Source organism: Stenotrophomonas sp. B2, assembly GCF_014947095.1.
Lineage (GTDB): Bacteria > Pseudomonadota > Gammaproteobacteria > Xanthomonadales > Xanthomonadaceae > Stenotrophomonas > Stenotrophomonas maltophilia_P.
In genome coordinates this window covers 13,565-30,591 of record NZ_JADCQA010000018.1, presented here as the reverse complement: position 1 = coordinate 30,591, position 17,027 = coordinate 13,565, and the positions used below count along the sequence as shown (strand labels likewise).

Sequence of the window (17,027 nt, the reverse complement as noted above, 5' to 3'; positions counted from 1 at the left end):
ATGGACTCTTCATGGATCGACGCCACCCTCGCGTGGATTGCCGCTCATCCCGTGCTGGCGGGCGCGGTCATTTTTCTGATCGCGTTCTGCGATGCGGTCATCATTCTCGGCGCCATCGTGCCCGCACTGCCCTTGCTGTTCGCCGTGGGCGTGTTCATCGGCCTTGGCCAGATCTCCGGGCCGTACGCGGTCGCTGCGGCAGCGCTGGGTGCGTTCGCGGGCGACGGCATCAGCTACTGGATCGGCCGCCGCTGGGGCGATCGCCTGCGCGGCGTGTGGCCGTTCAGCCGCTACCCGCAACTGCTGGACCGTGGCGAGAACCTGTTCCGCCGCAATGCCTTCAAGAGCATTCTGGTGGCCCGCTACGTCGGCGCGATCCGGCCGTTCGTCCCCGCCATCGCCGGCATGATGAACATGCCCGCCAGCCGCTACATGCAGGCCAGCGGCATCGCCAGCATTTCCTGGGCCGTGCTGTTCCTGGCGCCAGGCTGGATCCTGGGCGAAGCCTATGACGCGGTCGCGGCCGTGGCAGGTCGCCTGGTGGTGGTGGTCGGCCTGCTCGCGGTGATCCTCAGCCTGGTCTGGGCGATCGTGCTGTACGGCTACCGCTGGTCCGCCGCGCGCATGGATCATTGGCTGTCGCGCCTGCTCGACTGGTCCAACCGCCATCCGACTCTGGGCCGTTACACGGTCGGCGTGCTCGACCCGAAGCGGCGCGAGTCGGTGCCGTTGGCGATGCTGGCACTGATGCTGCTGCTGCTCGGCTGGGGCTGGTTCGCACTGCTCACCCTGGTGGTCGCGCACGGTGAACCGCTTGCGGTCGATCTGCTGGTGCACCAGGCCATGCTGGCGCTGCGCAACCCGCTGGCCGACTACCCGATGGCGGCGCTGGCCTCGCTCGGCGCATGGCCGGTACTGCTGCCGGCCACCGCCGCGGCGATGGGCTACCTGATCTGGCGCCGGCGCTGGATGGCTGCGGCGCACTGGCTGGCCGCGCTCGCCTTCGGCCTGGCCCTGACGCTGCTGCTCGGCGCGACCGTGGATGTGGTCCGCCCGGTCGACGCCAGCAGCGGCTTCGGCTTCCCGTCGGTATCGGTGACCATGGCCACCATCACCTTCGGCTTCTTCGCGGTCCTGATCGCGCGCGAGATGCCCGGCCGCACCCGCGTCTGGCCGTACCTCGTATCGGGCATCGTGGTCAGCCTGATCGGCTTCTCGCGCCTGTATCTGGGCGCACACTGGCTGAGCGATGTGATCGGCGGCATGCTGTTCGGCACGTTCTGGCTGCTGGTGCTGGGCATTGCTTACCGCCGCCGGTTCAACCGGTCGTTCTGGGTCAAACCGGTCGCCTGGCTTTTCTACGGCGTCTTCGCCGTTGCCGCGATGTGGTATGCGCCGCGCAACATCGCGGTGAAGCTGGAACGTTTCGAGCCGTCCCTGCCCGCCGCGCAGGCGATGGATATGCAGGCGTGGTGGCAGCACGACTGGTCCGCGCTGCCGGCGCGCCGCAACGAGTTCGACGATGACCAGCGCTGGCCGCTCGATGTGCAGGTCGCCGGTCCCCTGGCCCCGTTGCAGGCACAGCTGGAGGCACGTGGCTGGACGCTGCAGGAGCAGGCCGGTTGGCAGGAAGCATTGCTGATGCTGGACAAGGACACCGGTGCGGAGCAGCTGCCGGTCTTGCCGGCAACGCTGGACACGCGCGTGGAAGCATTGCTGATGGTGCGCCAGGGGGCGCGTCCGGACGAGCGCTACGTGCTGCGCCTGTGGCCGGCCGCCGTGCAGCTGCAGCCGGGCGACACGCCACTGTGGCTGGGCAGCGCACAGACCCTGCGCTACGAGCGCCACTTCCAGTGGATCGGCATGTGGCATCCGCTGCGCGGCGTGGATCCAGCCTTGAACGCGGTGAAGGACGCCGTGCAGGACCTGCCGCAACGCGAGGATGTGCACGGCGAAACCGGGTTGCCGGTACTGCGGTTGAAGACCATCGCACCGTGAGGAGCCGCCGGGCGTGGCCCGGCGCTACCGCGCGGGTTCCGGATGCCGCCGGGCATGGCCCGGCGCTACCGCGCGGGATGATTCTCTACGGCATCCATCCCAGCAGCTGCTGCAGGCGCTGATGCGGATCGTCCATCTGCAGCAGTTGCAGGCGCTGCTGTTCGCTCAACGGCAGCAGCTCGGCCAGCCGCCAACCGACCCAGCTTGCCTGGTCCAGCAACGCAGGGTTGGCCGGAGCGTAGGCTTCGCCGGCCTGCTCGATGATGTGACCCAGCACGGTGGCCAGCAGCGCATGCTGTGGACGCAGCTCGTCATCCGGGTCTTCTTCGCACCAGCGCACGTCGGCCACCACCAGGCCGTTGTCGCGCACCCGGGTGCGCTCGACATGGAAGCGGCGGGTACCGCGCAGGCGCAGCTGCAGCACGCCGTCGGCGCCGACATCGAAGTCCTCGATGCGTACCTGCACACCGTAGGCGGCCGGCGTTGCCGGCGCACCGACCTCCTGGCCATCAAGGATCAGGCAGACGCCGAATCCCTCCGCACTGCGGCCGCTGTCGCGGATCAGGTCCAGATAGCGGCGCTCGAACACGCGCAGGCCGATCGCCGCGCCAGGCAGCAGGGTGGCGTGCAGCGGGAACAGGGGCAGTGACGCGTCCGTGCTCATCGCGCCTGCAATGCTGCGAGGAAACGGCGCGGCGCGCCGTCGAAGCCACCATTGGACATGAACACCACGTGGTCACCGCGGTGCACGCGCTCCTGCAGCTGTGCCAGCAATGCGTCGGTATCGGGTACCGCGTGCGCGTGGCCGCGCACCGCTGCGATCACCGACGCTGCGTCCCAGGCCAGCTCGGGACGATGCAGGAACACCACCTCGTCGGCCAGCGCCAGCGAGGGCGCAAGCGCGTGTGCATGTGCGCCCAGCCGCATCGAATTGCTGCGCGGTTCCATCGCCACCACGATGCGTGCATCGCCCACCTTGGCGCGCAGGCCCTCGAGGGTGGTGGCGATCGCGGTGGGATGGTGCGCGAAGTCGTCGTAGACGGTGATGCCGTCGTGGCTGCCGATCACTTCCATGCGCCGCTTGACGCTGCGGAAGCGCGCCAGCGCCGGGATCACCTCGGCCGGTGCCACGCCCACCGCATGGGCAGCGGCCAGCGCAGCCAGGCCATTGAGCACGTTGTGCCGCCCCAGCAGCGACCATTGCACATCGCCCAGCGCTTGCCCGTGATGGTGCACGCGGAAGGCGCTGCCATCGGCGGCCAGCAGTTCGGCATGCCATTCCAGCGCCGGATCGAATCCGAAACGCTCGACCGGCGTCCAGCAGCCCATCGCCAGCACTTCGGCCAGGTGCACGTCCTCGCCGTTGACGATCAGACGGCCGCGCGCCGGCACGGTGCGCACCAGATGGTGGAACTGGCGCTGGATCGCGGCCACGTCCGGGAAGATGTCGGCGTGGTCGTATTCGAGATTGTTGAGGATGGCGACCAGCGGCCGGTAGTGGACGAACTTGCTGCGCTTGTCGAAGAAGGCGGTGTCGTACTCATCGGCTTCCACCACGAACTCACGGCCCTGACCGAGGCGGGCGGAAACGCCGAAATCCTCGGCCACGCCGCCGATCAGGAAACCCGGTGCGCGACCGGCATTCTCCAGCAGCCAGGTGAGGATGGTCGTGGTGGTGGTCTTGCCGTGGGTGCCGGCCACAGCCAGCGTGTCGCGGCCCGGCAGCACCTGCTCGGACAGCCACTGCGCGCCGGAGCTGTAGCGCTGGCCGGCGTCGAGCACCGCCTCCACGGCCGGGTTGCCACGCGAGAGCGCGTTGCCGATCACCACCTGGTCGGTGCCCGCCGGCACGCTGTCGACCCGGTAGCCCTGGTCCAGGGTGATGCCCAGCTGCTCCAGCTGGGTCGACATCGGCGGATAGATGGCCTGGTCACTGCCGCTGACCGTATGGCCCAGTTCCCGCGCCAGGGCGGCCACGCCACCCATGAAGGTGCCGGCGATTGCAAGGATATGTACGCTGCTCATGAGCGAGGATTGTGACCGATCACGGCTGTATAGGGCCAATGTCCGTAATGGGGTCAGACAAGTCCTACACCCGATGTGAGAAAACTCCAGCCACCTGTCAGGGAATTCCCGATAGCGATGTTCTGTGAACCCGGACACAATTCGGATTGCCAGCCGCAGTACCCGAACCGGTCCTACTCCCCAAGAGGCCATCCCCAAGGGAGCTCATGCTGCGGGGCCCTGAGCAAGCCCTCCGCTGGCACCTATGAAAACGACACAGGCCTGGTCCGTGAGGACCAGGCCTGTGTTCTGCATGCCGACCGCAGCCGGCCGCGCGCCTGGTTCAGGCCTTGATCGCGGCCAGGATGCGGGCTTCGATCTCGTCGAGCTCGCCGACGCCATCGACGCGTGCCAGGGTGCCCCGGCCTGCATAGAAATCCACCACCGGCGCGGTCTGGTCGTTGTAGACCTGCAGGCGCTGGCGCACCGATTCGGGATTGTCGTCGGCGCGGCCCTGCTCCTTGGCGCGGCCGGCGATGCGTTCGACCAGCAGCTCGGTGGCCACATCCAGCTGCACCACCGCATCCAGCGGCTGACCGATCTTGGCCAGCAGGCCGTCCAGCGCATTGGCCTGCGCCACGTTGCGCGGGTAGCCATCCAGGATGAAGCCCTTGGCGACATCCGCCTGGGCCAGCCGCGACTCAAGCATGCCCAGCAGGATCTCGTCCGATACCAGGTTGCCGGCATCCATCACCGCTTTCGCCTGCTTGCCCAGCTCCGAGCCCGCAGCGATCTCCGCACGCAGCATGTCACCGGTCGAGATGTGGGCGATGCCCAGCTTGTCCTTCAGGCGCGTCGCCTGTGTCCCCTTGCCCGAACCGGGCGGTCCCAACAGAACCAATCGCATTGACCTGACTCCAACGTGTTGAAAACAAAGAAGGTTCGCGTCCCGGACGGTCCGGTATCGCTGCACCGCAATAGCGCCACTTTACCGCATCCGGGTAATGTCCCTGCAATGTCCCTCCCCTGAGCAGGTAGAAGCATGCGCAACGGTACCCTCCTCTATGCCCAGTCCGGTGGTGTCACCGCGGTCATCAACGCCACCGCTGCGGCGGTGATCGAACAGGCCCGGGCCAAGGGCATCAAGGTCCTGGCGGCCCGCAACGGCATCCTGGGCGCCCTGCGCGAAGAGCTGATCGATACCAGCAGGGAGAGTGCGGCGGCCATCCGCGCCCTCGCCCATACACCGGGCGGTGCCTTCGGTTCGTGCCGCTTCAAGCTGAAGTCGCTCGATGCCGACCGTGCGCGCTACGAACGTCTGCTGCAGGTCCTGCGCGCGCACGACGTGCGCTGGTTCCTCTACAACGGCGGCAACGACTCGGCCGATACCGCGCTGAAGGTCTCGCAGCTGGCCAAGGCCTCCGGCTACGACCTGACCTGCATCGGCGTGCCGAAGACCATCGACAACGACCTGGCTGTTACCGATACCTGCCCCGGCTTCGGCTCGGCGGCCAAGTACACCGCGGTGTCGGTGCGCGAGGCGGCGCTGGATGTCGCGGCGATGGCCGAGACCTCCACCCGCGTCTTCATCTACGAAGCGATGGGCCGCCATGCCGGGTGGCTGGCCGCTGCCGCAGGCCTGGCCGGCAATGGCGACGATGAGGCCCCGCACATCATCCTGCTGCCCGAACGTGCCTATGACGAGGCGGCCTTCCTGGCCAAGGTCAAGGCGGTGGTCGAACGCGTCGGGTACTGCGTGGTCGTGGCCTCCGAGGGCATCGCCACGGCGGATGGCCGCTTCGTCGCCGATGCCGGCGGCAGCAAGGATTCATTCGGTCATTCGCAGTTGGGCGGCGTCGCCGCGCACCTCGCTGGCCGGGTCAAGGACCAGTTGGGGCTGAAGGTGCACTGGGCCCTGCCCGATTACCTGCAGCGCTCGGCACGTCACATCGCCAGCCGCACCGACTGGGACCAGGCGCAGGCCGTGGGCAAGGCGGCTGTGCAACTGGCATTGAAGGGCCAGAACGGGGTGATGCCGGTGATCGTGCGCAGCAGCGACGCACCGTACCGCTGGAAGATCGAGTCCGCGCCGCTGTCGAAGATCGCCAACCACGAGAAGAAGATGCCGGCCGGCTTCATCCGGCGCGACGGCTTCGGCATCACTGCCCGGGCGCGCGCCTATCTGTCACCGCTGATCAAGGGCGAAGCGCCACTGCCGTACGGCGCCGATGGCCTGCCGAAGTATGTGACGCTGAAGAACGTGGCAGTGAAGAAGACGCTGCCGGCCTTCGAGGTCTGACTGCGATCATGGCCCTGCGGATCGTCCGCCTCGGTTCTCCGCGCGTTCCGGGCGAAGGCCTGCGCATCGGCACCGTACGCCGCCCGCCGCGCGGCGTGCCACGCAGCGAGTTCGCCCGCCAGGACTGGTACGACGTCTGGTTCCCGACGTTGTCGCCCAGCGCGGAACGGGTGAAACAGGCTCGCGGGGCGACCACCGCGGCCGACTGGAATGCCTTCTTCCGCAGCTACCGTGCCGAGATGAAGGCGCCCGACGCAGCCCACGCGCTGGATCTGCTGGCCGCGCTGTCGCAGCACACCGACATCAGCGTGGGCTGCTACTGCGAGGATGAGGCGCACTGCCATCGTTCGGCACTGCGTGACCTGCTGGTGGCCCGCGGTGCGAAGCTGGCCGAGTGATGGCAGGGGTGCCGGCCAGCGGCCGGCACTACCGGGTTCTCCGCCGGGCATGGCCCGACGCTACCGGTGCGCGCCGAAGTACATCCACGCCCTGCGTGGCTTCGCCCTGCCGGACGGCGTCAGTTGCAGGCCTTGCCTTCCACCTGCAGCTGCGCAGCGAACATCGTCACCTGCGGAATCTTGCCGGCGGCGGCCTGCTTCTTTGCTTCTTCCAGATAGATGCGCGACTGCCCCTGCCCGTCCAGCGCCTGGCGGTTGTCGACCGGCAGACGCCACACCCGCACCACCGCCTGCTGTGCCGGGCACGTCGCGCTGGGCACGCGGATCACGTCATTGAGCTTCCAGCCCTTGTCGACAGCGGGCTGCGCCTTGGCGAAGTCGACAAAACGAGCGCGCGGCTGGCACTGCTCGCTGGTACGGACCACGGCGAATCGATACGGCTCGGCAGCCTGGCCGGTGAAGGCGCCCTCCAGCCGCGCACAGGCTTCGGGAATCTGCCGCAGCGTGTGTACCGCTCCCACCGCCTGCGGCGCACCCACCGCGCGTTGCAGTTCCGGGGTCTCGGCGGCAGATGCAGGCATTGCCGGCACAAGGGCGGCAAGCATCAACAGGGACAGACGCATGGGAGGGTCTCCTTCAGGACTGAGCGCAGGCTTGCAGAGGAAGGCTTAACAGGGTGCAAAGGCGCGTCGGTGGAGGGGCAAGCGCTGCGCCTTCCACGCACGGCGCTACCATCCGGGCGCATGTGCACGCATACTGCGGCCACCAGGGAATGCTGAACACCGCCATACGTCGGACGACCGCCACGGTCGGCACGGGTTGGTTCCAGGCTGCAGCCCGTCGTCCCCCTCGTGGTGAAGTTCATCGCCACTGGATGCTCATCATCCATTCTGCGGAGGGGTCTAATGCTGGAACGTCACGGGCTGTCATTGGCGCTGGGCTGCGCCATTCTCGCGATCCTGTTCGGAATCGTCTCGGCGCGCTGGATCCTGCGCCAACCCACCGGCAATGAGCGCATGGTCGCGATCGCCACCGCGATCCAGGAGGGCGCACGCGCCTATCTGAACCGCCAGTACCTGACCATCGGCATCGCCGGCGCGGTGTTGTTCGTGCTCGTAGGCGTGTTCCTGAGCTGGTACACCGCTGTCGGCTTCGCGGTGGGTGCGGTGCTGTCCGGCGTTGCCGGCTACATCGGCATGAACGTGTCGGTGCGCGCCAACGTGCGGACCGCTGAAGCCGCACGCAACGGCATCAGCGCGGCGATGGACGTAGCGTTCCGTGGCGGTGCGATCACCGGCATGCTGGTGGTCGGCCTGGGCCTGCTGGGCGTGGCCGGCTATTACGCCCTGCTGCTGCGGCTCGGGCTGCAGATGGACCAGGCGCTGCATGCGCTGGTCGGCCTGGCCTTCGGCTCCTCCCTGATCTCGATCTTCGCGCGCCTGGGCGGCGGCATCTTCACCAAGGGCGCCGACGTCGGCGCCGACCTGGTCGGCAAGGTCGAAGCCGGCATTCCCGAAGACGATCCGCGCAACCCGGCGGTGATCGCCGACAACGTCGGCGACAACGTCGGTGACTGCGCCGGCATGGCCGCCGACCTGTTCGAAACCTACGCAGTCACGGTGATCGCAACCATGCTGCTGGGCAGCCTGATGCTCGCCGAAGCCGGCGCCAACGCCGTGCTGTATCCGCTGGTGCTGGGAGGCGTGTCGATCATCGCATCGATCATCGGCGCACTGTTCGTCAAGGTGAAGCCCGGTGGCTCGATCATGGGGGCCCTGTACAAGGGCGTGATCGTGTCGGGTGTTCTGGCGGCGGTCGCCTTCTACCCGATCACCACGGGGCTGATGTCCGACAACGTGCACGGTCCATTGGCGCTGTATGGCTGCGCCCTCATCGGCCTGGTCCTGACCGGCCTGATCGTCTGGATCACCGAGTACTACACCGGTACCCAGTACAAGCCGGTGCAGCACGTCGCCCAGGCGTCGACCACCGGACATGGCACCAACATCATCGCCGGCCTCGGCATCTCGATGAAGTCCACCGCGCTGCCGGTGGTGGCGGTCTGTGCCGCGATCTGGGGCGCCTACGCGCTGGGCGGCCTGTACGGCATCGCCATCGCCGCTACTGCCATGCTGTCGATGGCCGGCATGATCGTGGCCCTCGATGCCTACGGACCGATCACCGACAACGCGGGCGGCATCGCGGAGATGGCTGAACTGCCCTCGGAGATCCGGGACATCACCGATCCGCTTGACGCGGTGGGCAACACCACCAAGGCCGTGACCAAGGGCTATGCGATCGGCTCGGCGGCGCTGGCGGCGCTGGTGCTGTTCGCCGACTACACGCACAACCTGCAGGCGGCGAACCCCGGGCAGGAGTTCCGCTTCGACCTCAGTGACCACACGGTGATCATCGGCCTGCTGATCGGCGGCCTGATTCCGTACCTGTTCGGCGCGATGGCCATGGAGGCGGTGGGTCGGGCCGCCGGCGCGGTGGTGGAGGAAGTGCGCCGGCAGTTCCGCGACATCCCCGGCATCATGCAGGGCACCGGCAAGCCGCAGTACGACAAGGCCGTGGACATGCTGACCCGTTCTGCGATCCGCGAGATGATCCTGCCCTCGCTGCTGCCGGTGGTGGTGCCGGTGGTGGTCGGCCTGCTGCTGGGCCCACGCGCGCTGGGGGGCCTGCTGATCGGAACGATCGTCACCGGCCTGTTCGTGGCGATTTCGATGACGACCGGCGGCGGTGCCTGGGACAACGCCAAGAAGTACATCGAGGATGGCCACTTCGGCGGCAAGGGCAGCGAAGCGCACAAGGCCGCGGTGACCGGCGACACGGTCGGCGACCCGTACAAGGACACGGCCGGGCCGGCGATCAATCCGCTGATCAAGATCATCAACATCGTGGCGCTGCTGCTGGTGCCGCTGCTGTAGCGGATCGGTGGAGCCGGGCGTGGGCCCGGCTCCCCCCCCCCTCACGCGGACTCAGCGATTCCAGCGACGCCCACAGCGGCGCGGATCGCCGACATCGCCACGTTCGACACTCTGGGGCGGCTCCAACCGTGGCGCCGGCCGGCTGAGCACATAGCCGGCGCTGACCGCGAAGAACAGGCCCACGCCCAGCAGCAGCCGCCAGGAAGGGTGCGCGCCCCAGCAGAACAAGGCGAACCCCACCGCCATGCCAGCGCTGGCCAATGCCTTGCCCCGGCGCGACACCGCGCCCTGTTCCCGCCACAGTCGCAGTGGCGGGCCGTAGCGAGGATGTGCCAGCAGCCGTTGCTCGAACCGTGGCGAACTGCGCGCGAAGCAGCCCAGCGCCAGGATCAGGAAGATGGTGGTGGGCATCACCGGCAGCAACGCGCCGATCACCCCCAGCCCGACCATCATCCAGCCCAGCGCGAACCACAGCCAGCGCATCAGCGCATCGCCCGCAGGCAGAGCCCGGGCATCAGCCGAACTCGATTTCAACGTGGCCATGCACGCTACGGAACGCGGCATCGGCGGCATCGATCACCTGCTGTTCCTGCGCGGCGCTCAGGGGCACCGCATCCAACGCGGCGGTGAATTCCCGCCAGTGGCGGGCCGCGCCATCCGGGTGCGCAGCCAGGTGGCGGGCACCGAACCCTTGGTCCAGGCCAAGCCGCGCGGCCATCTTGTACAGCACCGTGCCCCCCAGGTTGGAGCCTTCGGCCACGTACAGCCACCCCAGCGCCACCGGCAACGGCAGGTCACCTGCCAACGGCGCCATGTCCGCGCCAGGGAGATCCTGCCCCAGGTCGTGCAGATCAGCTGCCACCTGCTGCAGACGCCGACGCCCGGCCAGCCCCGGCAGCAATGCGTCCAGCGCCGGGCTGGCGTACAGCCGGTCGATGCTGCGGTGGAAGCGGTACTGCACGCGCAGGAAGCGGGCGAAGCTGCCGAGATCGGCAAAGATGTCACCGGCCATGATGCGCTTGTCCAGTGCGCCGTGGCTGTCGCGTGTGGCGGCCTTGAGGCGCAGGCTGCGGCTGTCTTCAGGAGCGATGTGTGCGTTCATGGAGGGTACCTGGGAGAGAGGTCCTGCTGTAGACGTGTGGCGCAGGGCTTTCCCCAAGCCCGCTTGCGTCGATAATGCCCCTCCCTCTTTCCCGCCGGGAACCGATGATGATCACCACCGAACCGCGCATGACCAACCTGTTCCTGCAGCTGGGCCTGGATGCCAGCGCCGAGGGCATCGCCCGCTTCATCCGCGACCACCAGCTGGCTACCGGCGTGGCGGTGGCCGACGCGCCCTACTGGAACGATGGCCAGCGGCAGTTCCTGGCCGAATCGCTGCAGGCCGATGCGGCCTGGAGCACGGTGGTCGATGAACTGAACGAGTCGCTGCACGAAGATGCGGTGAAGGCAGCGACCGGGCTGTAAGGCCCCGGTCGCGGCAAGGCGGTGCGGACCAAGGTCCGCACCCACCGAAGGCGCTCTGCGCAGGTAATCAGTACCTCCAGGTGAATGCAAGGCGCGCGGTGCGGCCCGGGGCGGGCATCACGCCCAGGGCGAGCGGATCGAGATAGTAACGATCCGTCAGGTTGTCCACATTCGCCTCCACCGACAGCTGGTCGCTGAAGCGCCAGCTGGCGAACAGATCCACCAGGGTGGTGGGCCGGTACAGCTGCTGGATCGCCGAAAGGCCGACATTCCAGTCCTTGTCCAGTCTGCTGATCGGGCCGGCGTTGTGGATCACCCGGGTGCCGAAGGTCAGGCGCTCGTCGAACAGGCGCGATCCAGCCGTCAGGTTCACCATGTAGCGCGGCGGGTTCTGCGTATTGGTGTAGGAACCCTCGAAGCCACCGTCCACGCAGTTGGGCGTACTGGCCAGTTCATCGTTGTTGCGCTGTGCACCGTACGCCCGGCGCTCGGCGGCGATGTCCGGGGCGCAGGTCTTGGCCTTGAAGTAGTAATGCGCGGACAGGTCGGCAAATACCTTGCCGCTGTCATAGCTGGACTGGAACTCCATGCCTGAGACCTTGAACTGGTCGACGTTGCGGATCAGGCCGGCCGACAGCGTGCGGTAGTCACGCGTGATCAGGTCATCAATGCGCGTATCGAAGTACGCCAGCTTCAGCGCCAGGCGATCGCCGGCGGTGAACAGGTCATGGTGGACGGTGCTGGCACCGATTTCCCAACTGCGCGCGCGCTCCGGCTTCAGCTCTCCGACGGGTTTGGCGGCGGTGAACAGGCCCAGTGTCGTCTCGAACAGGCTCGGAAGCTTGGTGCCCTCGGCGTACTTCACGTAGACCATCGTGTCCTCGCTGAAGCGATAGGCCACGCTGGCGGTGGGTGAGAAGGCACTGTCGCGGCGACGGATCGGCTGCGACCAGGTCCAGCTGACCGGCACCTCCAGGTCTTCCGGTGCGTCAGCGTCGTAGAAGTTCCAGCCACCGATGTCAGCCACTGTGCCTTTCTTGTACGGCGAGGCCAACAGCGAGGCCTGGGTGAACGCACCATCGGCGTCCGGATACCAGTTCAGCAGCGCGATGCGCTTGGCGCGCCAGGAGGGCAGTGCCGGGTTGCCATCCAGCAGCTCGGTGTAGCGGTACTGTCCCTGCACTTCATAGGCATCGGGTGTGGCCAGACGATTGCGGTCATGCACGTCCACCCGGTTCCAGCGGCCACCGGCCATCAACTCCCAGTGTTCGTCGGGCTGCCACTTCAGCGACGCCACCGCACTGTATTCCTTGCGCTCAGCGTTGCGCAGGAAACGGTTGTTGACCAGATCATCCTGCTTGATCGGTGCGGAGCTGCCCGGTGCGATGTCCTCGTCGCTGTAGGACAGGCCGTAGTCGAGGGTGAACACGCCTGCACGGGTGTCGAAGATCGAGGTGTTGCTGGCATCCAGGCCGAAGCGCTTCTGTCGCAGCGGATTGCGGTAGGCATCCTTGTAGCCCGGATCGCCGCTGAAACTCGGCGCGTCGTACCACTCGGTACGGCGGTCGAAGTACCACGGCGTGATGCCGGTCAGGCTGTTGTGCATCACGCTGTCAGCATCGGTGTACCAGGCGTTGACGCGCAGATCGATCCGTTCGCTGTCTGGATCGAAGCGATAGCGCAGGCTGTAGCTGTCCATGTCGACGTGGCCGGGATCCCACTGTGGGATGCGATCCCGCTCAACGCGGATGATCTGCGAGGCCATGATCTCGCCGGCGCGGCCCTCATAGCGGCGATAGCCAGCTTCGAGGGTCTGCGCATCGTCGATGCGCCAGGTGCCCTTGAGCAGGGCCGACGTCGAGCGCGAGGAGGTGTTGAACACTTCGGTGCGCGGCGGATTCAACGGTGCCAGCGTGCGCCGGGTCTGCGGAAAGTCATCGTATCCGTGCCTGCCGGAGAAGTAGTTGCCGTTGTCGCGGTGGGCGTACGCCGCGACCAGATCGAAGCGGTCCCACTGCCCAGCGGCGGCAACGTTGAAGAACTGGCTTCCGGTGGCGCTGCGGTCCGTCCGGGGCACGGCGCTGTAAGCCGGCACGCTGTTGGCGCTGGCGTTGGCCAACCCAGCGCGCACGCGGACGCCGACGTCGCGGCCCTCGCGCAGGATGTCACCCACGTTCAGCGTCTCCATCTCCACCACGCCGCCGATGCCGCCGGACGCGTTGGCCTTCAGGCTGGGGCCCTTGGTGATGGTCAGGCGGGAGATCAGGTCCGGATCAAGATAGCTGCGCTGTGACTGGCCGGCGTAGCCCCGGTAGGTGTCCATGCTGGACTGCCCGCCATCGATGATGACGGGCACGCGGCTCTGGCCCTGGATGCCGCGGATGTTCACGTCGAAACCGTTGCCCACGCGCGGATCACCGGCGGTGACCCCGGCCACGCCCTTGACGATGTCGCCGTTGGATGTGCCACGGAAGCGCTCCAGCGTTGTGCGATCCAGCGTGGTGGTCGAGCCGACGCTGCGATAGCTGTCGAGCAGGCGCGCCTCGTCGCTGCCGATGCCTTCAGCGACGCGATCGCCGGCCACACGCAGCGGGCCGGTGATGGTCGGCGATTGCGCCTGCAGGGCGCCGGCCGCTGCCAGTGTCACTGCACCGTCGCCGACACGGCGCACGCCCATGCCACTGCCCTGCAGCAGCCGCGCCAGCGCCTCGTCTGCGGTGAGCGGGCCGCTGACAGCCTGCGACGTGACGCCGCTGGCCAACGCAGCCGGATAGACCACCTGTACGCCGGACTGCCGCATGTAGCTGCGCAACGCGCTGTCGAGCGGCTGCGCGGGAATGTCGAAGCGCTGCGCGGCTGCCTGCGGGTTGGCAGTGTCCTGGGCCAGCGCGGGCGGTACTGCGCCGGCAATACCGGCGGCGAGCAGTGCGACACACAGGCGGGACGGGCGCGGAGTGCGGCCCGGACGTGGGGAATCGAACATGGAGAAACCTGTCAGGAGAGCGGAGCCGCAGGCGCGGCGTCATCCACGGCACGCGTGGACACGGCGACGTACGTGGCGGCTGCGGGTACGTTCGTGGAGTAAGACGAACGGCAGCGCCACAGCCCCAAGGGGGATCACTGCCGATCACGTCTCCACGCGTGACACGGCGTCATCTGTGAACGATGACCACACCCATCGGCAGGCGGGTGATCCTCAGCCCCGTCGTCTCCGCGAGTGCATCCAGGGCCTGTTCGGGGCGATCGATACGCAGTGCGGCGCTCACGGCCGGCAAGGTCGAAAGGTCGCCCTGCACGAAGGTCGGACCGGCACGATAACGACCAAGCAGATGCACTGCATCGGCAACATTGGCCTGCTCCAGCAGCAGTTCGCCCTGGCGCCACGCACCCACGCTGTCGGCAGCGACATCGCTCAGGCGGACGACGCCGGACGCGGAACCGTACTGCGCACGCTGCCCCGCCTGCAGATAGGTCCAGCCAATGTCGGCCGGGGCGGCCACGCGCACCCTGCCCTGCCCGACCTGGGTTTCAACCGCTTCCTCGACCCGCGACACGGAGAATGCCGTGGAGATGTCTTCAACTACGCCGTTGCCTGCGGCCACGCTGAAGCGCCGCTGCGGATCGGCGACCACCTCGAACCAGGCGCGGCCACGCAGCAGATCGACCCGCCGAGTGCCCGCATCGAAGTGCACGGCGATCGCGCTGTCCGCGTCGAGCACCGCACGGCTGCCGTCGGGCAACTGCACATGCTGGACGCTCTGGCGGCTGCGGTGGTCCGCCTGCAGGCGCAGGGACGCCTCGGGCCAGACCATCAGCATCGCCAGGGCGGCAGCGGCAGCCGTCATCCAGCGCAGCCGCTGACGCCGGCGCCGCACCGCAGACGCGACAGCCGGTCGAGGGCCGAGGCTGCGCCACAGCGTGCGCTGCTGCTCGAAGGCGTGGCGATGGCCCGGTTGCGCCAGCCACTCTTCGAATTCGCACATGCCAGCATCGGTGATGTCGCCCGATGCCAGCCACGCGATCCAGCGCATGGCCTGTTCGGCCACGACGTCTTCGCAGGCGGCGGGAGAAGAAGTGTTCGGCGGGCTCATTGGCTGGCGGACAGGAATACTCACGCGCGGGGAGAGGGAACTGGACCGCAGGTACAGTCCAGCCATCAAGACGTTTGAACCAGGCCCATCCCCAAGCGCGTCCGCTCAGCGGCCGCTGCGGGCCCAGGCCAGGCGCTGCAACGCGGCGCGGATGTGGTTCTCCACGGCGGTGACCGACACGCCAAGGCGACGCGCGATCTCGGCCTGGGTCAGGCCCTGCAGCCGATTGAGGCGGAAGATGGCGCGGGTCGGCTCCGGCAGGTGGCTGGCCGCATCGAGGACACGCTGCAGCTCATCCTGCGCCATCACCTGCTCTTCGGTGGACGTGGACGTAGCCTCGTCCGGTCCCCACAGGTAGTGATCGGCCAACAGGCGGTTGCGGCGCGTCGACTCGCGTCCATGATCGGTCGCCAGGTTGGCTGCCAGGCGGTACAGATAGGCCCTGGGATTGTCGATCAACGGGGCGTTGCCCACCCCGCGGGCCTTGAACCAGACAGCCTGGATCACGTCCTCCGCACCCGGGTCGCCCCCCAGGATGCGCTGCACCCGGCGCAGCAGCGCCGGCCGCTCTCGGATCAGCAGTTCGGTGAGGGTGGCGGCATTGGATGGCATGCGCGGAGCCGGTACGACGGGAGGGCGCCGCGCATCCTACACCGTCAATGCGAATCAGTCACGTTCTCATTTGAGAGAATCACAGGCAACCGATCAGCCCCTCGTGAATCGAAATGCGGCTGCCTGGCGGCGTGACATGGATCGCACGGACGGGCGCGGCCTGCTCCAGCGCACGGAGGAAGTCCTCAAGCCGTGTTCCCGTCGCCACGGGCAGTGGACAGGCGAAACTGCGCAGGTCGACATCGATCCGTCCATCATCAGCCACCGCGGTGGCGCTGCCGGCGAAGGTCCAGATGCAGCTCTGGATGGCGCCGCTCGCCGCATGCACCGAGCAGCGCAACCGCATCGGCAGCAGATTGCTGTATTCGCCTTCGCAGAAGGTGTCACCGCAGACGTGGTCAAAGCTCTGCCGCAGCGACCGTTCGACCGCCAGGAAGCGTTGCCACCCAGCCGCCTGGTTGGGGAACAGGCGTGCATCCACATAGGCCGGCGCAGCGTGTGCCGCGCCGGCCAGCCCCATCAGGCCTGCAAGAACACCCCTCTTCAGCGCGCGCATCAGGCGGCCCTCCCGGCATTGCCCGGCCGCCCCAGGCAGGTCGGCAGTGTGTCGAAGACCGTCACATCGGTTCCCGGGAAGGGCTCGAACGCGCCCTCCTCCTGCTCCAGCGTCGCGTGGAACACCTCCACCGGAATCCCCTCCCCAAGGGTGACGGGGCAGATCCAGCGCGCATTGTCCACCTGCACTTCGCCGCGGACCGGTTCGACCTGCAGCTCGCTGGCCACGATGCCCCAGGCGCAGTGGCGTACGGTACCGGCGTCGGCCTGAACGGCGCAGCGGAACGTCAGTACCCGGTAGTTGCTGTACTCACCTTCGCAGAAGGTGTCGGCGCAGATGCCGTCGAACTCGCGCACCAGCGACGCCTGCAACCGGTGGAAGCGGTCCCGATTGGCTTGGGGCGAGGGGTAGTCGACAAGGTCGACATGGCTGGCGTGTGCCAGCGCCGGCAGGGTTGCGAACAACAGGAACGTGCCGCAGCAGCGGGTTGTCCAGGACATGGCGGATATCTCCCAGGGAACGAGCCAGCAGCCTGCGCCGGCCGGCCTTCCGGGCCCATCGGGCAAGGCGGGCGCCGCAGGTCGTCCGCCTGCGCAGCGGCCTGTAGGGGTCGCCCCACCTGCACAGCGGCCTGCAAAGGCATAAAATGGAGGGCTATCCGCCTACATC

The 17,027-nt window shown here is 67.7% G+C and carries 16 protein-coding genes; 5 read left to right on the top strand and 11 right to left on the bottom strand.

Annotation, left to right across the window (positions count from 1 at the left end; all coding sequences use genetic code 11):
• Entirely contained in the window at positions 1-1,998 is a 1,998-nt protein-coding gene (locus tag IMX13_RS17625) for a bifunctional DedA family/phosphatase PAP2 family protein (protein WP_065175086.1), read from the top strand.
• An 85-nt stretch (positions 1,999-2,083) separates the two neighbouring features.
• Here the strand turns inward: IMX13_RS17625 and IMX13_RS17620 are convergent, their stop codons facing one another.
• The 3 genes from IMX13_RS17620 to IMX13_RS17610 all read right to left on the bottom strand — a co-directional run bounded on the left by IMX13_RS17620 (position 2,084) and on the right by IMX13_RS17610 (position 4,909).
• Entirely contained in the window at positions 2,084-2,662 is a 579-nt protein-coding gene (locus IMX13_RS17620) for an LON peptidase substrate-binding domain-containing protein (RefSeq protein ID WP_065175087.1), read from the bottom strand.
• Positions 2,659-4,023 (bottom strand): UDP-N-acetylmuramate:L-alanyl-gamma-D-glutamyl-meso-diaminopimelate ligase, encoded by a 1,365-nt coding sequence (gene mpl, locus IMX13_RS17615; protein WP_065181702.1) that lies wholly within the window; start codon positions 4,021-4,023, stop codon positions 2,659-2,661. Before mpl ends, IMX13_RS17620 begins: the two co-directional genes overlap by 4 nt.
• 322 nt (positions 4,024-4,345) lie before the next feature.
• On the bottom strand, positions 4,346-4,909 hold the full coding sequence (locus IMX13_RS17610; protein WP_053519211.1) for an adenylate kinase: 564 nt from the start codon (positions 4,907-4,909) through the stop codon (positions 4,346-4,348).
• Between the two features lie 135 nt (positions 4,910-5,044).
• Here IMX13_RS17610 and IMX13_RS17605 point away from each other — a divergent pair, with 135 nt between their 5' ends.
• Together IMX13_RS17605 and IMX13_RS17600 are read left to right on the top strand one after the other, a co-directional pair.
• Positions 5,045-6,301 (top strand): 6-phosphofructokinase, encoded by a 1,257-nt coding sequence (locus tag IMX13_RS17605; RefSeq protein WP_053519209.1) that lies wholly within the window; start codon positions 5,045-5,047, stop codon positions 6,299-6,301.
• An 8-nt stretch (positions 6,302-6,309) separates the two neighbouring features.
• Complete coding sequence (locus IMX13_RS17600) at positions 6,310-6,699, top strand: DUF488 family protein (protein WP_053519206.1); 390 nt, start codon at positions 6,310-6,312, stop codon at positions 6,697-6,699.
• Positions 6,700-6,818: 119 nt separating this feature from the next.
• On the opposite strand, the gene IMX13_RS17595 is transcribed toward IMX13_RS17600, so the two are convergent.
• Positions 6,819-7,322, bottom strand: coding sequence for a hypothetical protein (locus tag IMX13_RS17595; protein WP_065175090.1), 504 nt, complete (start codon positions 7,320-7,322; stop codon positions 6,819-6,821).
• 282 nt (positions 7,323-7,604) lie between these two features.
• On the opposite strand from IMX13_RS17595, the gene IMX13_RS17590 reads away from it, so the two are divergent.
• Positions 7,605-9,632 (top strand): sodium-translocating pyrophosphatase, encoded by a 2,028-nt coding sequence (locus tag IMX13_RS17590; protein WP_053519201.1) that lies wholly within the window; start codon positions 7,605-7,607, stop codon positions 9,630-9,632.
• Between the two features lie 51 nt (positions 9,633-9,683).
• Here IMX13_RS17590 and IMX13_RS17585 read toward each other — a convergent pair whose 3' ends face one another.
• Together IMX13_RS17585 and IMX13_RS17580 are read right to left on the bottom strand one after the other, a co-directional pair.
• Entirely contained in the window at positions 9,684-10,115 is a 432-nt protein-coding gene (locus IMX13_RS17585; RefSeq protein WP_065181703.1) for a YbaN family protein, read from the bottom strand.
• Between the two features lie 31 nt (positions 10,116-10,146).
• Positions 10,147-10,734, bottom strand: coding sequence for a biliverdin-producing heme oxygenase (locus tag IMX13_RS17580; protein WP_065175093.1), 588 nt, complete (start codon positions 10,732-10,734; stop codon positions 10,147-10,149).
• A 107-nt stretch (positions 10,735-10,841) separates the two neighbouring features.
• Here IMX13_RS17580 and IMX13_RS17575 point away from each other — a divergent pair, with 107 nt between their 5' ends.
• Positions 10,842-11,099 carry a DUF2789 domain-containing protein gene (locus IMX13_RS17575; protein WP_053519195.1) on the top strand — a complete coding sequence of 86 codons (258 nt, stop codon included), beginning with the start codon at positions 10,842-10,844 and terminating at the stop codon, positions 11,097-11,099.
• A 67-nt stretch (positions 11,100-11,166) separates the two neighbouring features.
• Here the strand turns inward: IMX13_RS17575 and IMX13_RS17570 are convergent, their stop codons facing one another.
• From IMX13_RS17570 to IMX13_RS17550, 5 genes are all read right to left on the bottom strand, one after another.
• On the bottom strand, positions 11,167-14,082 hold the full coding sequence (locus tag IMX13_RS17570; RefSeq protein WP_193396838.1) for a TonB-dependent receptor: 2,916 nt from the start codon (positions 14,080-14,082) through the stop codon (positions 11,167-11,169).
• 169 nt (positions 14,083-14,251) lie between these two features.
• Positions 14,252-15,190, bottom strand: coding sequence for a FecR domain-containing protein (locus tag IMX13_RS17565; protein WP_193396837.1), 939 nt, complete (start codon positions 15,188-15,190; stop codon positions 14,252-14,254).
• 105 nt (positions 15,191-15,295) lie between these two features.
• Positions 15,296-15,802: an RNA polymerase sigma factor gene (locus IMX13_RS17560; protein ID WP_193396836.1), complete on the bottom strand. Its 507-nt coding sequence runs from the start codon at positions 15,800-15,802 to the stop codon at positions 15,296-15,298.
• A 79-nt stretch (positions 15,803-15,881) separates the two neighbouring features.
• Positions 15,882-16,358 carry a hypothetical protein gene (locus IMX13_RS17555; RefSeq protein WP_111186799.1) on the bottom strand — a complete coding sequence of 159 codons (477 nt, stop codon included), beginning with the start codon at positions 16,356-16,358 and terminating at the stop codon, positions 15,882-15,884.
• Positions 16,358-16,858 carry a hypothetical protein gene (locus tag IMX13_RS17550; RefSeq protein ID WP_193396835.1) on the bottom strand — a complete coding sequence of 167 codons (501 nt, stop codon included), beginning with the start codon at positions 16,856-16,858 and terminating at the stop codon, positions 16,358-16,360. Before IMX13_RS17550 ends, IMX13_RS17555 begins: the two co-directional genes overlap by 1 nt.
• Positions 16,859-17,027: the final 169 nt, after the last annotated feature.